This is a genomic window from Roseixanthobacter pseudopolyaromaticivorans (genome assembly GCF_043195145.2).
Taxonomy (GTDB): domain Bacteria; phylum Pseudomonadota; class Alphaproteobacteria; order Rhizobiales; family Xanthobacteraceae; genus NCEH01.
The window spans coordinates 2,543,348-2,560,134 of the sequence record NZ_CM195539.1 but is presented as its reverse complement, the minus strand read 5'-3'; the positions used below and the strand labels follow the sequence as shown (position 1 = coordinate 2,560,134).

Genomic DNA, 16,787 nt, shown 5'->3' with positions numbered 1-16,787 from the left:
AGTCCCAGGCGTGGGCGCGCCATTGCGCCGCGCCGCGGGATTGAGCCATTTCATGGTTGGTCAGTGGCCCGCGGCCCTATTTCTGCCGCTGGCCACGCGTTCCCCTTCGAGGATGCGCGTGGCGCCAGAAGGAACAGGACCATGACAAATCGATTTGCTCGGATGTGTGCGGCAAGCCTCGTGATCGGGGCGCTTGGGTTGCCCGGCGCGGCCTTTGCCCAGTCCACGCCTGCGCCTGCGAGCCACGACCACACCATGCCCATGGCCATGCCGGCGCCCGCCGCTTCCCCGGCCACTGCGGCGCTCCAGGCCGCGAACGCCAAGATGCATGCCGACATGGACATCGCCTATACGGGCAATGCCGACGTGGATTTCGTGCGCGGCATGATCGCTCACCACCAGGGGGCCATCGACATGGCGAAGGTGGAGCTGAGCTACGGCACCGATCCGCAGATCCGCAAGCTGGCCGAGGGGATCATCGCGGCGCAGGAGCAGGAAATCGCCGACATGCGCAAATGGCTCGCCGCCAAGGGCAAGTGAACGCTCAAAGCGGGCGCGTAAAGCGACGAAGCAAAGCGCGAAAATGAAAAAGGCCTCGCCATCGGCGAGGCCTTTTTGTCGGATGCCTTGATCTCGGCCGTCGTCAGACCGCGATGCGCTCGGCTCCCGCCATGGGCTCGCGCAGCACATAGCCACGTCCCCAGACGGTCTCGATGTAGTTCTTGCCCGCCGATGCGTTCGCCAGCTTCTTGCGCAGCTTGCAGATGAACACGTCGATGATCTTCAGCTCGGGCTCGTCCATGCCGCCGTAGAGATGGTTGAGGAACATCTCTTTGGTGAGCGTGGTGCCCTTGCGGAGCGAGAGCAGCTCCAGCATCTGGTATTCCTTGCCGGTCAGATGGACCCGGGCGCCTTCCACTTCCACCGTCTTGGTGTCGAGGTTGACGATCAGGTCGCCGGTCTGGATCACCGACTGGGCATGGCCCTTGGAGCGCCGTACGATGGCGTGGATGCGCGCCACCATTTCGTCCTTGTGGAACGGCTTGGTGAGATAATCGTCGGCGCCGAAGCCGAAGCCTTTCACCTTGTCCTCGGTGCCGGCGAGGCCGGAGAGGATCAGGATCGGGGTCTTCACCTTGGCGACACGCAGATTGCGCAGCACCTCGAAGCCCGACATATCCGGCAGGTTTATATCCAGCAGGATGATGTCGTATTCATAGACCTTACCCAGGTCGATGCCTTCTTCACCGAGATCCGTCGTGTAGACATTAAAGCTCTCGGACTTCAGCATCAGCTCGATGCTTTGGGCCGTCGCACTGTCGTCCTCGATGAGCAAGACGCGCATGGCAATCCCCTTCCTCGCAACAACCCGAAAAGCGGCGTGCCGCCCTTGGTGTGCTCAGCCGACAGTGTGATTCGCGATACGTGTGATGAATCGATACCCGATACCGATTCAACTGGACAAGAGTCCTTCGAAAAAACTTTGTGCATGAATGCGAAGACTGACTCTCCGCACGCCGTCAAAGTTGTTTCGGCCGACCCGGCCTGTATCTCCACACCATCTCCCGAGCCTCGGGAGCGTCGGCCAAGGGGCTTTTTCGAAGCACCCTCATCCGAACCGTGGAGGCATCATTAACGAAGTCGGTAAACGATTGGTTTCCGTCCCGCGAGGTTAAGCGATTTTCCTGGCCAAAGCGGCGCGGCGGTAAGGAAAGGGCAACGGGTCGGCGTCATTGTGGCCCTGGAAGTGCCCGCAAAACGGCCAAAGCGTTCATTTGTGCCTTCGGAGTATCGCGTTCCATGAAGTCGCGTGAACCCCTTATCCGCGCCAAGCGGTTCAAGATCGAGGATGCGCGTCGCCGCATCGTGCGGATCGACACCATGATCGCCGAGTTCGACCGCATGGCGGCCGACCTTGATCGTGACATCGCGGGCGAGGAGGAGCGCTCCGGCATCTCCGATCCGCGCCATTTCGCTTATTCCCCCCTCGCCGCGGCGGCCCGTCAGCGGCGCGACAATCTCTCCCGCTCGGCGCAGGATCTGCGCACGCAGCGCGACGAGGCTGAGAGCGCCCTCGCGGATGCCGAGGCTCAGCTTCAGATGGAAGAGGCGGCCAGCGAGCGTGAGCGTGTCAGCGAAGCGGAAGCGCTGGAACGTCGCATCGGCTGGCGCATGGGTGAGCCGGCGCGGGCCTGATATCCCGCGTTCGTGATGTCATTCGCGCACTATCTGAGCTTTTCGAAAAGGAAGTCATTTCAGCTTCTTGCGCCGGAACGCGCAGAAGGGCTTCACCTTTTGCGGGTCTTGATTTAGCCTCATTTCCTTGGGGTGTGGCGCTTTCGCCGCGCGCTGGCATTGTTAGGAAAGTGTGTTTTCTAACAATGCTTTGCGGCCGTTTTTTCGGGTGAGATTTTAAGTCTCGCCTTTTTGCGGCACCCGGTGCGGGATCAAGACGGCAGTGGCGAACTCTGATGTGCTGAGGGATCTTTTAATCGCGGTCTCCCTTGGAGATCGCGACGCCTTCCAGAGTCTCTACGCCCGCACGAGCCCCCGCTTCTACGGCATCGCTCTGCGCCTCCTGCGCCACTCCGACCGCGCGACGCTGGCGCTCAAGGCGGCCTATCTCGCCATCTGGAACGAGGCGCGGGCGCTGCGTGCGTCTCTTGATGGAACATCGCCGGGCACCGGGGACGCGCCCGTCGGGCGCCAGCCGGCCGAAGCCCTCGAGGATCTCATCGGCGATCCCTTGTGCTGGATGGTCGCCCATGTGCGGCGCACGGCGCTCGACCTTGCTCGGGAACAGCCCAGCGACGATGGTTCGGTGTTCGAGCCGTTCGTCGTGGAGGACCCGGCGGACGACCCGCTGGCCAGCGAGGAGCGGAGCCGGGAACTTCTCGAACTGCTCGGCTGCCTCGGCCATCTTTCGGAAGAACGCCGCCGCATGGTGTTGCTGGCCTATTATGACGGCTGGACCCGCGACGCTCTCTCCATTTATTTCGACGCGCCCGTCCATGGAATCAACACCTGGTTGCGGCGAAGCGTCGGCGAAATCGACGCGTTCATGCAATGATGGATGCGCGTGAAGAAGATCGCCGCGAAGCCGCCGAATATGTGCTCGGCACGCTCGATGCCGCAGAACGCAGCGCCGCGCGGGCGCGGATCGCGTGCGACCGCGCGTTCGCCGTCCTCGTCACGCTCTGGGAACGCCGGCTGGGGCCGCTGCACGAACTCGCCGTCAGCGTGGTGCCGCCCGAAGGGTTGCTGCAAGATGTGCTGAGGGACTTGCCGGCGGAGCCGGCAGTGGCCGAGGACGCGCAGGAGACAGCGCCCGCCGACGCGGCGCCGACCTCGCCGACTGAGGCTGCCCCCACCGAGCCGTCCGCCGATTTGCGGGCCGTCGCGGCGCAAGCGGCGGAGCTGTTGCCGGTGCCCCCCGTGGTCGCGGAAGCGGAAATCCGGGAGCTGGAGAAGGACGCCGGCCTGGAGGCGGCCGCGCCGGGTGACGGAAACGGACACCGCGCGGCGGCGACGCCTGCCGTGTCGGAGGCGGCCGCATCGATCCCCGAGCCTTCGCCGGGTCTGCAGCCGTCTCTGCCGGACCAGAAGGGCGTCCCATTCGCTCAGCCCGCACTCTCGTCCGCCGCTCGCAATCCCTGGCGCGTGGCCAGCGGCCTGATGGCGATAGTCGTGCTCGGCCTCGGCGGTCTGTTGCTCCGCGATTCGGGCCGTTGGGATAAAGTCAGCCTCCAGTTGGCACCGGCCGCGCCGACGCAGCACGAGGCGGTTCTCACCCCACGCAGTGCGCCGCGTGTCACCATTAAGCTCGATCCGGCAACCCGCCGCCTGGAGGTGGTCGGGCTCTCCGTGCCGCCGGAGGGGCAGACCTATCGTCTGTGGCTGGTGTCACAGGACGGCACCCGCAATCTCCTGTGCGCCTTTCGCGACCCGACCGCCCTTGCCCCCGACCTCACGAGTTGGACCGGGCAGGGCACGGCGATGCTGGAGATCACGCTCGAGGCCGCTGGCGATGCGCCGGGGCAGGGCACGGGAGAGGTGATCCTCGCCGGCCCGCTCAAACAGCTCTGAGCTGATCTTCGCGGGCCTGCGTTTCCTGCGCCGCGCGATCATGCCATAAGCGGAACTTCCGTTCACCGGGGCCTTGCACAGCTTATGACCGTTGCCGTCGCCGTAGAAAATGCCGTGAAGACGTTCGGCACGCAGCAGGCGCTCGCGGGCATCTCCCTGGATGTGGAGCCGGGCGAGCTGGTGGCGCTGCTCGGTCCCTCCGGCTCGGGCAAGACCACCTTGCTGCGGGTGGTGGCGGGCCTGGAGCAATTGGATTCCGGACGGGTGATCCTGGACGGGGCGGATGCCTCCACCGTGCCGGTGCGCTATCGGGGCATCGGCTTCGTCTTCCAGCATTATGCCCTGTTCCGCCATATGAACGTGGCCGACAACATCGCCTATGGGCTGCGCTCGCGCCCGCGTGCGACGCGCCCGTCGGAAGGCGACATTGCCAAGCGTGTGGAAAGCCTGCTCGCTTTGGTGCAACTGGCGGGCTATGGCGCGCGCTATCCGGCGCAATTGTCCGGCGGCCAGCGCCAGCGCGTGGCCTTGGCGCGCGCGCTCGCCATCGAGCCGAAGGTGTTGCTGCTCGACGAGCCGTTCGGCGCGCTGGACGCCTTGGTCCGCAAGGAATTGCGCGCCTGGCTGCGGCATCTGCACGAACAGACCGGCCATACCACCTTGTTCGTCACGCACGACCAGGAAGAGGCCCTGGAACTGGCCGACCGCGTGGTGGTGATGAGCAAGGGCCGCATCGAACAGGTGGGCACGCCGGACGATGTTTATGACCGGCCGTCCACGCCCGACGTGTTCGGCTTCATGGGCGAGTCCAGCCGCATTCCGGTCGAGGTCAAGGACGGCGTGGTGCGTGCCGAAGGGCAGATTATCGCAACCGCCATGGAGCGCGTCGCCGACGGCCCAGCGGTCCTGTTCGCGCGGCCGCACGACATTACAGTCGCGCTCGCCGGCACGCCGGGCGCGGAAGGCATGGTGAAGGCCTATCGGCGCCACGGCGCGATCCGCCGGCTGGAACTCGTGGTGGGTGGGGCGCACGTGGAAGCCGACGTCGCGCCTACCGCCAAGGTGCCCGAGGCCGGCAAGGTGTCTGTGCGGTTCGATCGTGGCCGGCTGTTTCCGGCGAGCGGGCCGGGGGTGGATTGCCGTCCGCCGGCATCCCACCAGGTTGGGGAATACGCGATCTGACGGCCACGGCCGCAGCGCGAGGCCCCAGAGTATTTTTGCGGCTGCGAAGGCTTGCCTGCGGCCGCGTGCCGGCGCTATCGACAATGGCGTGCGCGAGGCCGCACGCCCGCGCGGAATTGCGCGGCAGCCCGGCAGTCGTTTCCGCGCCCGAGAGGTCTTCCCATGAGCGACGATCCCCTTCACCCGCGCCCCGTGGATCGGGCCCTGGATCGCAGCTTCCGCCATGGCCAGTCTACGGAGCCGAATTATTCGGGCGTCACCTCATTCCTGCGCCGGCGCTATGCCAAGGACGGCGGCGGGGCCGAGGCCGTGGTGTGGGGGGTTCCACTCGATGTCACGGTCTCCAACCGGCCCGGAACGCGGTTCGGGCCGCGCGCGATCCGCGCCGCGTCCGCGATCCTGGACGGCGACGATTTCTATCCGTTCGGCTTTGACCCCTTCGCGACCCTGGATGTGGCGGACGCCGGCGACTGCGTGTTCGACTATGGCCTGCCTTATTCCATACCCGCCGCCATCGAGGCCCAGGCGGCGCAGCATTTCGCGCGCGGCTCCCATCTTGTGACCCTCGGCGGGGACCATTTCCTCACCTATCCCGTGCTCAAGGCCCTGGTGGCGCATCTCGGCGAGCCGATCGCCCTGGTGCAGTTCGATGCCCATCAGGACACCTGGGACGACGACGGCACCCGCGTCGATCACGGCACCATGATCACCCGTGCGGTGAAGGATGGGCTGATCCGGGTGGAGCGCTCGGTCCAGGTCGGCATCCGCACCCATGCGCCGCAAACCTATGGCATCGACGTGCTGCACGGCTTTGATGCCGCCGACCTCGGTCCGCGCGGCATCATCCGCCATATCCGCGAGCGGGTGGGCGATGCGCCGGTCTATCTCACGTTCGATATCGACGCGCTCGATCCGGCCTTCGCGCCCGGCACCGGCACGCCGGTGTGCGGCGGCCTCTCAAGCCGGGAAGCGCTGATGACCGTGGGTGGCCTCGGTGCCCTCAATTTGAAGGGCTTCGACGTGGTGGAGGTTTCTCCTCCTTATGACCATGCGGAGATCACCGCGCTTGCGGGGGCGAGCCTCGCCGCGACCTATCTGTGCCTGCTTGCCCAGCGCAAGGCGCAGGGGCAGAGCATCGCCCTCTAGCGGGCGGATCCGATGCTTCGCAGGCTGCTGCCTTTCCTCTTCCCCATTGCCGGGCTGGCCCTGGCCTTTGCCTGGCCCGTGCTCTACCCGCTGTCCGGGCGGGCCGCGGAATGGGCGGCCTCGCTGTTGATGATGGGGACCATTTTTTCGGCGGTGAGCCATGCGGACACTGTCTCGGCGCGGCTGCCCCAGCCGTTCGGAACCCTTGTGCTCACCTTCAGCGTGACCCTCATCGAGGTGTCGGTGCTGGTGTCCATGATGCTGAACGGAGAGAACAACCCGACTTTGCCGCGCGAGGCGGTGCTGTCCACGGTCATGTTCGTGCTGACGGGCGTGGTGGGCCTCTGCCTCCTGCTGGGTGGGCTGCGCCACCGCGAGCAGGAGGTGCGCCAGCAAGGGCTGAGCGGATTCCTCTCGGTCATCATGTCGATCTCGATCCTGGCCCTCATCCTGCCGAGCGTCACGTCGGCCGGCCAGCGCGGCACGCCGAATCCCATCGACATCGCGGTCATCATGGTCGGCGTGGTGCTGCTCTATGGTTCGTTCCTGTTCATGCAGACCGTGCGCCACCGCGACCATTTTCTCGGCTGGGACGAGAGCGAGGAGCGCGAGGCGACCCGCGGCGAATTCTGGTCGGCTGTCGCCTTCCTGCTGTTGAGCCTCGGCGGCGTGGTGCTGCTGTCTAATCACGTGGCGGAGGGCGTGGAACGGTTCATGGACCGTCAGGGCCTGTCGGACCCGGACGCGGTGGTGGGCGCCATCGTCGTTGCCATCCTGCTCCTGCCCGAGACCATCACCGCAGTGCGCGCAGCGCGGCGCAACCGGCTGCAGCGGGCGCTGAACGCGGCGCTGGGCTCCGCCCTCGCCACCATTGGCTTGACCATGCCTGTGATGGTGGCTGTCAGCTATATGGTGGACCGGCAGGTCACCCTTGCGCTCGATCCCGAGGACCGGGTGCAATTGCTGCTCGCCCTCGTGCTCAGCATCGTGTCCTTCGGCACCGGCAAGACCAATGCCCTTACGGGACTGGTGCATCTGGTGCTGTTCTTTGTTTATGTCATGACGCTTTTTTCGCCCTGAGCGGCTGCGGGCGCTTCCACGGTGGACACCGCGGGGGCGCGGTGGCATGGTCCGCGCGATCAAGGGCGAGGCGTCAAGCAGCGAGGCGTGGGCCGTGAAAGAGTTCCTGCTCTATGTGTTCACCTGGTGGAATAAGCAGACGGTCGGCACCATGCTGTGGACCCGTCGCTTTGGCGAGTTCGTGGGGCAGGATGAGGCGGGCAACCGTTATTTCCGCACCAAGGGCGGCGCGATAGATCCGCAATTGGGGTTCGAACGCCGCTGGGTGGTCTATCCGGGCTATGCCGACAGCACCACCATTCCCACGGGCTGGTACGGCTGGATTCATCACCGCACCGACACGCCGCCGACCGAAGAATCCTATACCCCGCGGGGCTGGCAGAAGCCGCACCTGCGGAACATGACCGGTTCGCCGGCCGCCTATCGGCCCAAGGGCGCTTTCCCCGGCGGCCGCAATCGGCCGGAAGTCACCGGCGACTACAAGGCCTGGACCCCGGGCGAGTGAGCCCCACGCACGCCGCGCGCCCCATGAGGCACGCGGCGATTGCGGGCTGCGGCGTGCGTCTCGGCCCGATGCTTTCCTTCCGGCATGCTCGATTCGCCCTCGCGGTGCCGCATTGCAGGTGATAACCAGCAGGGAATTGGGCGCGCTTCACCGTGCCGCGTGCGTCGGGAGAATGGCTTGGGCGGTGCGCCGTCCGCCGGGCTTCCCCGCTGGCTGCGGAACGGGCTCCGCCCTCGGCATGTTCGGGTCTGCGTTTTCATGGTCAAAGTCCAATTCGATGCGCGTCGGCTGTTCCCCGGGTCATCGCGGCTGAATGCCTGCGTCGCTCTCGTGATCGGGCTTTGCGCCGCCGGGCCGGCACTCGCGCAGAGCCGGTCGGGCATCGAATCGGCGCCGCTGGCGCCGCCGAGCGGCTTCGGCAGTTCAACCGCGCCCGCGCCGAACGGCGCGCTGCCTCCCGGATATCCTCCGCCCGCACAGCGGCCCTCTGCGCCGCAATTGCCGCCGCCGGGTTCTCCGCGGCCGCCGGGCCAGGGGCAATTGCCCGCGCCCTCCGTGGCCCAGCCTCCGGCTGCCGGAACGCCTTCCGCACCCGGAGATTCCGGAGACGTGGTGGTCGTCCAGCCACCGCCGGAGCGGATCTCCAACCGGACCGCGGTCTATGCCGGGCTCGACAAGATCACCGGGCGCATCACCTCGTTTGAGGTGGGAATCGGCGAAACCGTGCAGTTCGGCGCGCTCCAGGTGACGCCGCGGGTGTGCTACACGCGCCCGCCCACGGAGACGCAGAACACCACCAGCTTCACCGAGGTGAACGAAATCACGCTGAAGGGCGAGGCCAAGCGCATCTTCACCGGCTGGATGTTCGCGTCCAGCCCGGGCCTGCACGGCGTGGAGCATCCGGTCTATGACGTCTGGCTGACCGACTGCAAGGCCACCCCGCCCGCCACCGGCAAGGCTGCCGGCCAGAAATAGAAATCGCCCTCCACCTCCAGCGCCTGTTCCAGCTGCCGGTGATATTGGCGCCGGCTGATCTCGATCGCGCCCAGGCTCTGCAAATGGCTGGTGACGAACTGGGTATCCAGCAGGCGAAAGCCGCCGGCCCTCAAGCGTGCCACAAGATGGACCAGCGCCACCTTCGAGGCGTCCCGCTCGATGTGGAACATGCTTTCGCCGAAGAAGGCACCCCCCAGCCGCACGCCATATAGCCCGCCCACGAGGCGCCCGTCGCGCCAGGCTTCCACCGTGTGGCAGCGCCCCCGCATGAACAATTCGCCATACAGACGCCGGATGCGGGCGTTGATCCAGGTCTTGGTGCGGCCTTCCTGGGGTGCGGCGCAGCCATTGATGACGCCATCGAAATCGTGATCGACTCGGATCTCAAACTTGTCCGACCGGATGGTGCGCGCGAGGCGTGAGGAGATCTTGAGCCCGTCCAGGGGAAACACGCCCCGCCGCTCCGGCTCGATCCAATACAGGCCGGGATCGTCCGCGCTTTCCGCCATGGGAAAGATGCCGCAGGCATAGGCCTTCAGCAGCACGTCCGGTGTGATTTCGACGATCGGTTCGTTGGGGCGGCTCATGGCTCTATTGATGGCGCATATAACTTGAGCGAGGATGTGGCGCTTTGCCGCCGGCGCCGCTGAACACGACACAACAAGGATGCAACGGCGGATGGCCGATCCGCCGCTGGTGCGCTGCAAATGCGTAGTGCATTTGTCATGCGGGCGCGTTACTGCCCCTAATGTTCACCTCGGCGTGAACCGCTTGCATCCTCTCTGCGCGGTGGGCCTGCCATGCTTTTTCAGCCAGCTGGTGCCGGAAACGATTCCAACCCTGGGCGGCAGCACCGATTTTCGATCTTCGACATCTTTGCGTTCGCGGTCATTTTCGCGCTGTTCGCGCTGTTCACCCACGGCACGCAGGAAACGCTGGTCCCGATCGCGCAATTGCAGCAGACGCCGATCTCGCTCGATCCGGCGATGCTGCCGGAATATGCGTTGCGCACCACCTTGCGCATGCTCGCGGCCATCGTCGCGTCGCTGATCTTCACCTTTATCTATGGCGCCATCGCCGCGAAGAGCCGGCGCGCCGAAATGGTGCTGATTCCGATCCTCGATATCCTCCAGTCGGTGCCGGTGCTGGGCTTCCTGTCCTTCACCGTGGTGTTTTTCATGGGCCTGTTTCCGGGCCAGGTGCTGGGCGTGGAACTGGCGGCGGTGTTTGCCATCTTCACCAGCCAAGCCTGGAACATGACGTTCAGCTTCTACCAGTCCATGAAGACCCTGCCGCGCGACCTGGAAGAGGTGTGCGACAGCTTCGGCCTCACCGGCTGGCAGCGGTTCTGGCGGCTGGAAGTGCCGTTCTCCATGCCCGGGCTGGTGTGGAACACCATGATGTCCATGTCCGGCGGCTGGTTCTTCGTGGTGGCCTCGGAGGCGATCTCGGTCGGCAACACCACGATCACCCTGCCGGGCATCGGCGCCTATGTGGCGACCGCCATTGCCGATAGGAATATCGCCGCCGTCGCCTACGCGGTGCTGGCCATGTTGGTCATCATCCTGCTGTACGATCAGGTGCTGTTCCGCCCGTTGGTCGCGTGGGCGGAAAAGTTCCGCTTCGAGCAATCCGCCGGCGGTCCGCCGCCCCACTCCTGGGTGCTCGACCTGGTCAAGCGGGCGCATTATTTCCGCATCGTGCTGTCTCCCCTCGGCAGCCTTGCGCGGGCGCTCGGCCGCATGCCATTGCGCGCGCCGGTCCGGGTGCCGCACGAGGTGCATAAGGCGTGGGGCAGCCGCACCATGGACCGCGTCTGGGCGGGTCTGGTGATCGCGGCCGCGCTCTATAGCCTGTGGGTCATCGTCGCCTTCGTCGCCACCGAGGTCGCGGGCGGCGAGGTGGTGCATGTGCTCTATCTCGGCTTCCTCACTTTGCTGCGGGTGGCGGTGCTGATCTTCCTGGCCTCGCTGGTCTGGGTGCCGGTGGGCGTGTGGATCGGCCTCAATCCCAAGGTGGCAACGGCGGTGCAGCCGCTGGCGCAGTTCCTCGCCGCGTTCCCGGCCAATATCGTGTTTCCGTTCGCCGTGGTGGGCATCGTGGCGCTGGGGCTCGACCCGAACATCTGGCTTTCGCCGCTGATGATCCTCGGCACCCAATGGTACATTCTGTTCAACGTGATCGCCGGCGCCAGCGCGTTTCCGAGCGACATGCGCGAGGCCGCGTCCGCGTTCCATATCCGCGGCTGGCACTGGTGGACCAAGGTGATCCTGCCCGGCGTCTTTCCGTATTACGTCACCGGCGCGCTGACGGCGAGCGGGGGGTCGTGGAACGCGAGCATCGTTGCCGAGGTGGCGAGCTGGGGCAACACCACCCTGCGCGCCGAAGGCCTTGGCGCCTATATCGCGGATGCCACCACGGCGGCGGATTTTCCGCGCATCACGCTCGGCATCGCGATCATGTCGCTCTATGTCATCGCCTTCAACCGGGTGTTGTGGCGCCCGCTGTTCACCTTTGCGGCCCGCCGCCTGCGGCTCGACTGAGGAGACCCTCCATGCTCGAAACCACGTCCCCGGTCGCGACCACGCCGATGCTGTCGGTGTCCCATGTGGTCCAGTCGTATCGCAAGAGCGACAACAACCGCTTCCTGGTTCTGGACGATGTCTCGCTTTCGATCCGGGAAGGCGAGATCGTCGGGCTGCTTGGCCGCTCGGGCTCGGGCAAGTCCTCTCTGCTGCGCATCATTTCCGGCCTCACCACGCCGGTCTCGGGCGAGGTGACGTGGTGCGGCCGCAAGCTGGACGGGCCGGCCCAGGGCATCTCCATGGTGTTCCAGACCTTCGCCCTGTTTCCCTGGCTGACGGTGCTCCAGAATGTGGAGATCGGCCTGGAGGCCATCGGCATCGAGATGGCCGAGCGCCGCCGCCGCGCCGAGCAGGCCATCGACCTGATCGGCCTGGGCGGGTTCGAGAGCGCCTATCCCAAGGAATTGTCGGGCGGCATGCGCCAGCGCGTGGGCTTTGCCCGCGCACTCGTGGTGCATCCGCGCCTGATGCTCATGGACGAGCCCTTCTCGGCCCTCGACGTGCTGACCGCCGAGACCCTGCGCACGGACATCATCGACCTGTGGACCGAAGGGGCGCTGCCCATCAAGTCGATCCTCATCGTGACCCACAATATCGAGGAAGCGGTGCTGATGTGCGACCGCGTCCTGATCTTCTCCTCCAATCCCGGCCGGGTGGCGCACGAGATGCCGATCCCGCTCGCCCATCCGCGCGATCGCCTCGCCCCCGAGTTCCGCGCGCTGGTGGAGGAGATCTATTCGCGCATGACCAATCGCGACGGCCCCGGCGCCGAGCTGAACAAGCCGGGTGCACAACAGGGCCAGGGTCAGGAGATCACCATCACCACGCCGCTCACGGCGGTGTCCACCAACGTGCTCGCGGGCCTGCTCGAAGAGCTGACCGACGCGCCCTATAACGGGCGGGCGGATCTGCCGGCGCTGGCCGACAGCCTCAACATGCCGGCGGACGCGCTGTTCCCAATCGCGGAAACGCTCCAGATCCTACGGTTCGCCGATGTGGAGAGCGGCGACATTCTGCTCACCGACGCCGGGCGGGCGTTCGTCGAGGCCGATGTGGACGACCGCAAGGAATTGTTCTCCAAGCATCTGCTCGCCCACGTGCCGCTCGCGGCCCACATCCGCCATGTGCTGGAGGAGCGGCCGAGCCACAAGGCGCCCTGGTCGCGCTTCGAGGACGAGCTGGAAGATCATATGTCGGAGGAATTCGCGGACGAATCCCTGCGCGCGGTCATCACCTGGGCACGTTACGGTGAGAGCTTCGCCTATGACGAGCAATTGCAGCAGTTCAGCCTGGGCGAGGAGGATTGAGCGGGCGGCCAAGCCGTGACGCAGAGCCCGCGCCCTCAAAGCAGGAGGGCGCATGGCACAGGATAGAGTTTCCCTCGCCCGCTTCGTGGAAGCCCAGGACGGCGTGATCGAGCAGGCGCTGGCCGAGCTTCGGGCCGGCCGCAAGCGCAGCCATTGGATGTGGTTCGTGTTTCCGCAGATGCGCGGGCTCGGACATTCGCCCGCAGCCGATTTCTACGGCATCTCGTCCCTGGCGGAAGCGCGCGCCTATCTGGCGCACCCCGTGCTCGGTGCCCGTCTCATCGCCTGCACGCAGGCGGTGGAGGCCCATGACGGGCGCAGCATATCGGCCATTTTCGGCACGCCCGACGATCTGAAATTCCACTCCTGCATGACCATGTTCGCCAAGGCGGCAGAGGTGGGCGACAGCGTCTTCAGCGCGGCGCTGCAGCGGCATTTCGGCGGGCATCCGGACCCGGCGACGCTCGCTCTGCTCGGGTCCGACTGAGCGGCCGGGCGATCGGCCCGGCCGGGGGGCTCAGCGCGCCGGCTTGTCGGAGCCTTCGCCCTCGGCCAGGAAATGCTCCAGCCAATGGATGTCGTACTTGCCTTCCGCGATGTCGTGGGTGCGCACCAGCACGCGGAACAGCGGCAAGGTGGTGTCGATGCCGTCCACCACGAACTCGTCCAGCGCCCGACGCAGGCGATTCAGGCATTCGGCCCGCGTCTTGCCGTGGACGATCAGCTTGCCCACCAGGGAATCGTAATGGGGCGGAATGACATAGCCCTGATAGGCGTTGCTATCGACGCGGATGCCGAGCCCGCCGGGCACGTGATAATGGGTGATGCGGCCGGGCGAGGGGCGGAAGGTGCTCGGATGCTCGGCATTCACCCGGCATTCGATGGCGTGGCCCTCGATCACCACATCCGATTGCTGGATGGTGAGCGGCTCGCCGGCGGCGACGCGGATCTGCTCGTTGATCAGGTCGATGCCGGTGACCATCTCGGTCACGGGATGTTCCACCTGGATGCGGGTGTTCATCTCGATGAAGTAGAACTTCCCGTTCTCGTACAGGAATTCCACCGTCCCGACACCGAGATATTTCAGCTCGCGCATGGCCTTGGCCACGGTCTCGCCGATCTCCTGGCGTTGCTCGGCGGTGAGCGCCGGGGAGGGCGCCTCCTCCCACACCTTCTGGTGCCGGCGCTGGAGCGAGCAGTCGCGCTCGCCGAGGTGGACCGCATGGCCCTTGCCGTCGCCCAGCACCTGGATCTCGATATGGCGCGGGGTGGACAGGTATTTTTCCAGATACACCGCATCGTCGCCGAAGGCCGCCTTGGCCTCGGTGCGGGCGGTGGAGAGCGCCGTGGAGAGATCCTCCTCGGTCATCGCCACCTTCATCCCGCGACCGCCACCGCCGGCCGCGGCCTTCACCAGGACCGGGAAGCCGATCTCCTTGGCGACGCGGTGGGCTTCCTCATCCGAATGGATGCCGCCCTCCGAGCCGGGCACCACCGGGATGCCGAGGCGTTGCGCGGTGCGCTTGGCCTCGATTTTGTCGCCCATGATGCGGATATGCTCCGCCTTGGGACCGATGAAATGGATCTTGTGGTCCGCCAGGATCTCGGCGAACCGGGCGTTTTCCGCCAGGAAGCCGTAACCCGGATGCACCGCGTCCGCGCCCGTGATCTCGCAGGCCGCGAGCAGGGAGGGGATGTTGAGATAGCTGTCGCGCGCCGAGGGCGGGCCGATGCACACACTCTCGTCGGCGAGGCGCACATGCATGGCGTCGGCATCGGCGGTGGAATGCACGGCGACGGTGGCGATCCCCAATTCCTTGCAGGCCCGCAGGATGCGCAAGGCGATCTCGCCGCGATTGGCGATCAGGATTTTCTGGAACATCTGAGGATGCCTGCTTTCACCTGAAACTGGTCTTTAAACGGATGGAACGGAACGGACGAACGCCGATCCGGCCAGCCGCGCGCGCCGCGGCGCGCGCTCACTCGATGACGATCAGCGGCTCGCCATATTCCACCGGCTGGCCGTTCTCCACCAGGATGCGCGTCACCGTGCCCGCGTGCGGGGCCGGAATGGCATTCATGGTCTTCATGGCTTCGATGATGAGGACGGTCTGGCCTTCCTTGACCACTGCGCCCAGTTCGACGAAGGCGGGGGCGCCCGGCTCGGAGGCGCGATAGGCCGTGCCAACCATGGGCGAGGAGAGCACGCCGGGGTGCTTCGAGAAGTCGGTGGCCGCAGGCAGCGGCGCCGCTTCCGTCGCCGCCGCGGGGGCGACGTGGGCCGGGGCATAGTTGGCGGCCGGCGCGGCGATGGTGACGGCGGCAGGGGTGCGCACCACGCGGATGCGCAGCGCGTCCTGCTCGACCTCGATCTCGGTGAGGTCCGTCTCCGACAGAAGCTTAGCGATTTCGCGCACCAGCGCGGTGTCGATGGGGGTTTTGGTGGGTTTCATCATGGTCCTGCGATCGTGTGGCCTGGGCGGCCGCACAAGGGCTCCTTGCGGATGTTCGTGCGGGTCATGCGGGTTTGGTCCGGCCTGCGGCGAGGGCCGCGATGCCGAGCACGTAGCTCTGCGGGCCGAAGCCGCAGATCACCCCGCGCGCAACCGGGGAAATATAGGAATGGTGGCGGAAGTCTTCGCGGGCGAACACGTTGGAGAGGTGCACTTCCACCGTCGGCACGCCGCAACCGCCAATGGCGTCGCGCACCGCAACCGAGGTGTGGGTGTAGGCCGCCGCGTTCAGCACGATGCCGCAGGCGCCGCGTGCCTCCTGGATATGCTCCACCAGCGTGCCCTCGTGGTTCGTCTGGCGAAACACGAGGTCCAAACCGTGGCTCTCACAGGCGGCACGGCACAGCGCCTCGACGTCCGCGAGCGTCGCGGCGCCATATATCGCGGGTTCCCGCGTGCCGAGCAGATTGAGATTGGGTCCGTTGAGGACGTGGATGGTATCGGGCATCCGTGACCGTTCAGCCGTGAACCCGGCCAAGCCGGGCCACGGGGTTATAGGGGTCCCGGTGCGACATGAAAAGCGCCGTTGCGCGCAATACACCGCCGAAGCGCGCCGCGCGGGGGCGCGGCGCGTCGTTCAGGCCCAGTCCTGCGCAAAAATGCGGAGGCCTCAATTGGCAACCGGCTTGCGCACCGCATCGACCGCGCTCTTCAGCTTGTCGAAGCCGACCGCGCCCACGATCACGTCGTCGCCGACGATGAAGCTCGGCGTGCCGTTGAGGCCGAGCGCCTGGGCGATCTTCATGCTTTCATCGAGGGTCGCATTCAGTTCAGGAGAGGTGGCCTGCTTCTGGATCAGCGCCGGATCGATGCCGACTTCCTTCGCCGCAGCCAGCGCGCGGGCGCGATCAGCCTGGCCCTTGCCGCCGAGCAGCGCTTCGTGGAAGGCCAGATACTTCTCCGGCGCCACCATGCGCACCGCCACCGCCACCTGCGCGGCCTCGACCGAGCCCGGGCCAAGCACGGGGAATTCGCGCAGCACGATCTTCAAGTTCGGATCGGCCTTCATGAGGGCGTTCATGTCGCTCAGCGCGTGTTTGCAATAGCCGCAATTGTAATCGAAGAACTCGACCAGGGTGACGTCGCCCTTGGGATTGCCGACCACGACGCCGCGCGGGCTGTTGAAGACCAGATCCTTCATTTTCGCCAGCGCGTCCTTGCGGCCGGCGCTTTCCGCCTGCTGCTGGCGGCTTTCCAGCACGGTGATGGCTTCCTGGAGCACCTCCGGGTTCTTCAGCAGATAGTCCCGGATGATCGGGCCCATCTCGGCCTTCTCGGCATCCGTGAAGGCGGCTGCGGGCGTGACGAGGGCCAGAGCCGGCGCGAGCGCGGCGAAGGCGACAAGGGCGGCGCGCGGGCCAAGGCGGGACAGCATCGAAATCTCCAG

General features: G+C 66.1%; 18 protein-coding genes. 12 read left to right on the top strand and 6 right to left on the bottom strand.

Translation table 11 applies throughout. From position 1 onward, the window contains the following. Positions 1–141: 141 nt before the first annotated feature. The gene (gene copM / locus V5F68_RS12325) at positions 142–540 is read left to right on the top strand and encodes a CopM family metallochaperone (protein ID WP_394015003.1); all 399 of its coding nucleotides are present in this window, start codon (positions 142–144) and stop codon (positions 538–540) included. 103 nt (positions 541–643) lie between these two features. Here copM and ctrA read toward each other — a convergent pair whose 3' ends face one another. Continuing rightward, on the bottom strand, positions 644–1,345 hold the full coding sequence (gene ctrA / locus V5F68_RS12320; protein WP_348844833.1) for a response regulator transcription factor CtrA: 702 nt from the start codon (positions 1,343–1,345) through the stop codon (positions 644–646). Between the two features lie 455 nt (positions 1,346–1,800). On the opposite strand from ctrA, the gene V5F68_RS12315 reads away from it, so the two are divergent. From V5F68_RS12315 to V5F68_RS12280, 8 genes are all read left to right on the top strand, one after another. Next, on the top strand, positions 1,801–2,196 hold the full coding sequence (locus tag V5F68_RS12315; protein WP_394015002.1) for a flagellar export protein FliJ: 396 nt from the start codon (positions 1,801–1,803) through the stop codon (positions 2,194–2,196). A gap of 262 nt (positions 2,197–2,458) precedes the next feature. Beyond that, a complete protein-coding gene (locus V5F68_RS12310; protein WP_394015001.1) occupies positions 2,459–3,070 on the top strand; it encodes a sigma factor-like helix-turn-helix DNA-binding protein in 612 nt (203 codons plus the stop codon). After that, entirely contained in the window at positions 3,067–4,086 is a 1,020-nt protein-coding gene (locus V5F68_RS12305; protein ID WP_394015000.1) for an anti-sigma factor domain-containing protein, read from the top strand. The genes V5F68_RS12310 and V5F68_RS12305 overlap by 4 nt, the downstream gene beginning before the upstream one ends. A gap of 84 nt (positions 4,087–4,170) precedes the next feature. Next, entirely contained in the window at positions 4,171–5,268 is a 1,098-nt protein-coding gene (locus V5F68_RS12300; RefSeq protein ID WP_394014999.1) for a sulfate/molybdate ABC transporter ATP-binding protein, read from the top strand. Positions 5,269–5,430: 162 nt separating this feature from the next. After that, positions 5,431–6,414 carry an agmatinase gene (gene speB / locus V5F68_RS12295; protein WP_348844838.1) on the top strand — a complete coding sequence of 328 codons (984 nt, stop codon included), beginning with the start codon at positions 5,431–5,433 and terminating at the stop codon, positions 6,412–6,414. A 12-nt stretch (positions 6,415–6,426) separates the two neighbouring features. After that, entirely contained in the window at positions 6,427–7,494 is a 1,068-nt protein-coding gene (locus tag V5F68_RS12290) for a calcium:cation antiporter (protein ID WP_394014998.1), read from the top strand. Positions 7,495–7,588: 94 nt separating this feature from the next. Next, positions 7,589–7,999, top strand: coding sequence for an NADH:ubiquinone oxidoreductase subunit NDUFA12 (locus V5F68_RS12285; protein ID WP_348845269.1), 411 nt, complete (start codon positions 7,589–7,591; stop codon positions 7,997–7,999). A gap of 258 nt (positions 8,000–8,257) precedes the next feature. After that, positions 8,258–8,974: a DUF2155 domain-containing protein gene (locus V5F68_RS12280; RefSeq protein ID WP_394014997.1), complete on the top strand. Its 717-nt coding sequence runs from the start codon at positions 8,258–8,260 to the stop codon at positions 8,972–8,974. On the opposite strand, the gene aat is transcribed toward V5F68_RS12280, so the two are convergent. Beyond that, a complete protein-coding gene (gene aat / locus V5F68_RS12275) occupies positions 8,905–9,582 on the bottom strand; it encodes a leucyl/phenylalanyl-tRNA--protein transferase (protein WP_394014996.1) in 678 nt (225 codons plus the stop codon). The two genes, V5F68_RS12280 and aat, sit on opposite strands and share 70 nt — an antisense overlap. 213 nt (positions 9,583–9,795) lie before the next feature. Here aat and V5F68_RS12270 point away from each other — a divergent pair, with 213 nt between their 5' ends. Genes V5F68_RS12270 through V5F68_RS12260 form a run of 3 tightly spaced genes read left to right on the top strand, consistent with a single transcriptional unit; the run spans position 9,796 to position 13,374 of the window. Continuing rightward, positions 9,796–11,538 carry an ABC transporter permease gene (locus tag V5F68_RS12270; RefSeq protein ID WP_394014995.1) on the top strand — a complete coding sequence of 581 codons (1,743 nt, stop codon included), beginning with the start codon at positions 9,796–9,798 and terminating at the stop codon, positions 11,536–11,538. 11 nt (positions 11,539–11,549) lie between these two features. After that, positions 11,550–12,887: an ABC transporter ATP-binding protein gene (locus V5F68_RS12265; protein WP_394014994.1), complete on the top strand. Its 1,338-nt coding sequence runs from the start codon at positions 11,550–11,552 to the stop codon at positions 12,885–12,887. Positions 12,888–12,939: 52 nt separating this feature from the next. After that, positions 12,940–13,374: a DUF1810 domain-containing protein gene (locus V5F68_RS12260; protein ID WP_394014993.1), complete on the top strand. Its 435-nt coding sequence runs from the start codon at positions 12,940–12,942 to the stop codon at positions 13,372–13,374. A gap of 30 nt (positions 13,375–13,404) precedes the next feature. On the opposite strand, the gene accC is transcribed toward V5F68_RS12260, so the two are convergent. The 4 genes from accC to V5F68_RS12240 all read right to left on the bottom strand — a co-directional run bounded on the left by accC (position 13,405) and on the right by V5F68_RS12240 (position 16,775). Continuing rightward, positions 13,405–14,769 carry an acetyl-CoA carboxylase biotin carboxylase subunit gene (gene accC / locus V5F68_RS12255; RefSeq protein ID WP_394014992.1) on the bottom strand — a complete coding sequence of 455 codons (1,365 nt, stop codon included), beginning with the start codon at positions 14,767–14,769 and terminating at the stop codon, positions 13,405–13,407. A 97-nt stretch (positions 14,770–14,866) separates the two neighbouring features. Then, on the bottom strand, positions 14,867–15,340 hold the full coding sequence (gene accB, locus V5F68_RS12250) for an acetyl-CoA carboxylase biotin carboxyl carrier protein (RefSeq protein WP_394015174.1): 474 nt from the start codon (positions 15,338–15,340) through the stop codon (positions 14,867–14,869). Positions 15,341–15,404: 64 nt separating this feature from the next. After that, the gene (aroQ, locus tag V5F68_RS12245; protein ID WP_394014991.1) at positions 15,405–15,848 is read right to left on the bottom strand and encodes a type II 3-dehydroquinate dehydratase; all 444 of its coding nucleotides are present in this window, start codon (positions 15,846–15,848) and stop codon (positions 15,405–15,407) included. Positions 15,849–16,010: 162 nt separating this feature from the next. Continuing rightward, on the bottom strand, positions 16,011–16,775 hold the full coding sequence (locus V5F68_RS12240; protein WP_394014990.1) for a DsbA family protein: 765 nt from the start codon (positions 16,773–16,775) through the stop codon (positions 16,011–16,013). Positions 16,776–16,787: the final 12 nt, after the last annotated feature.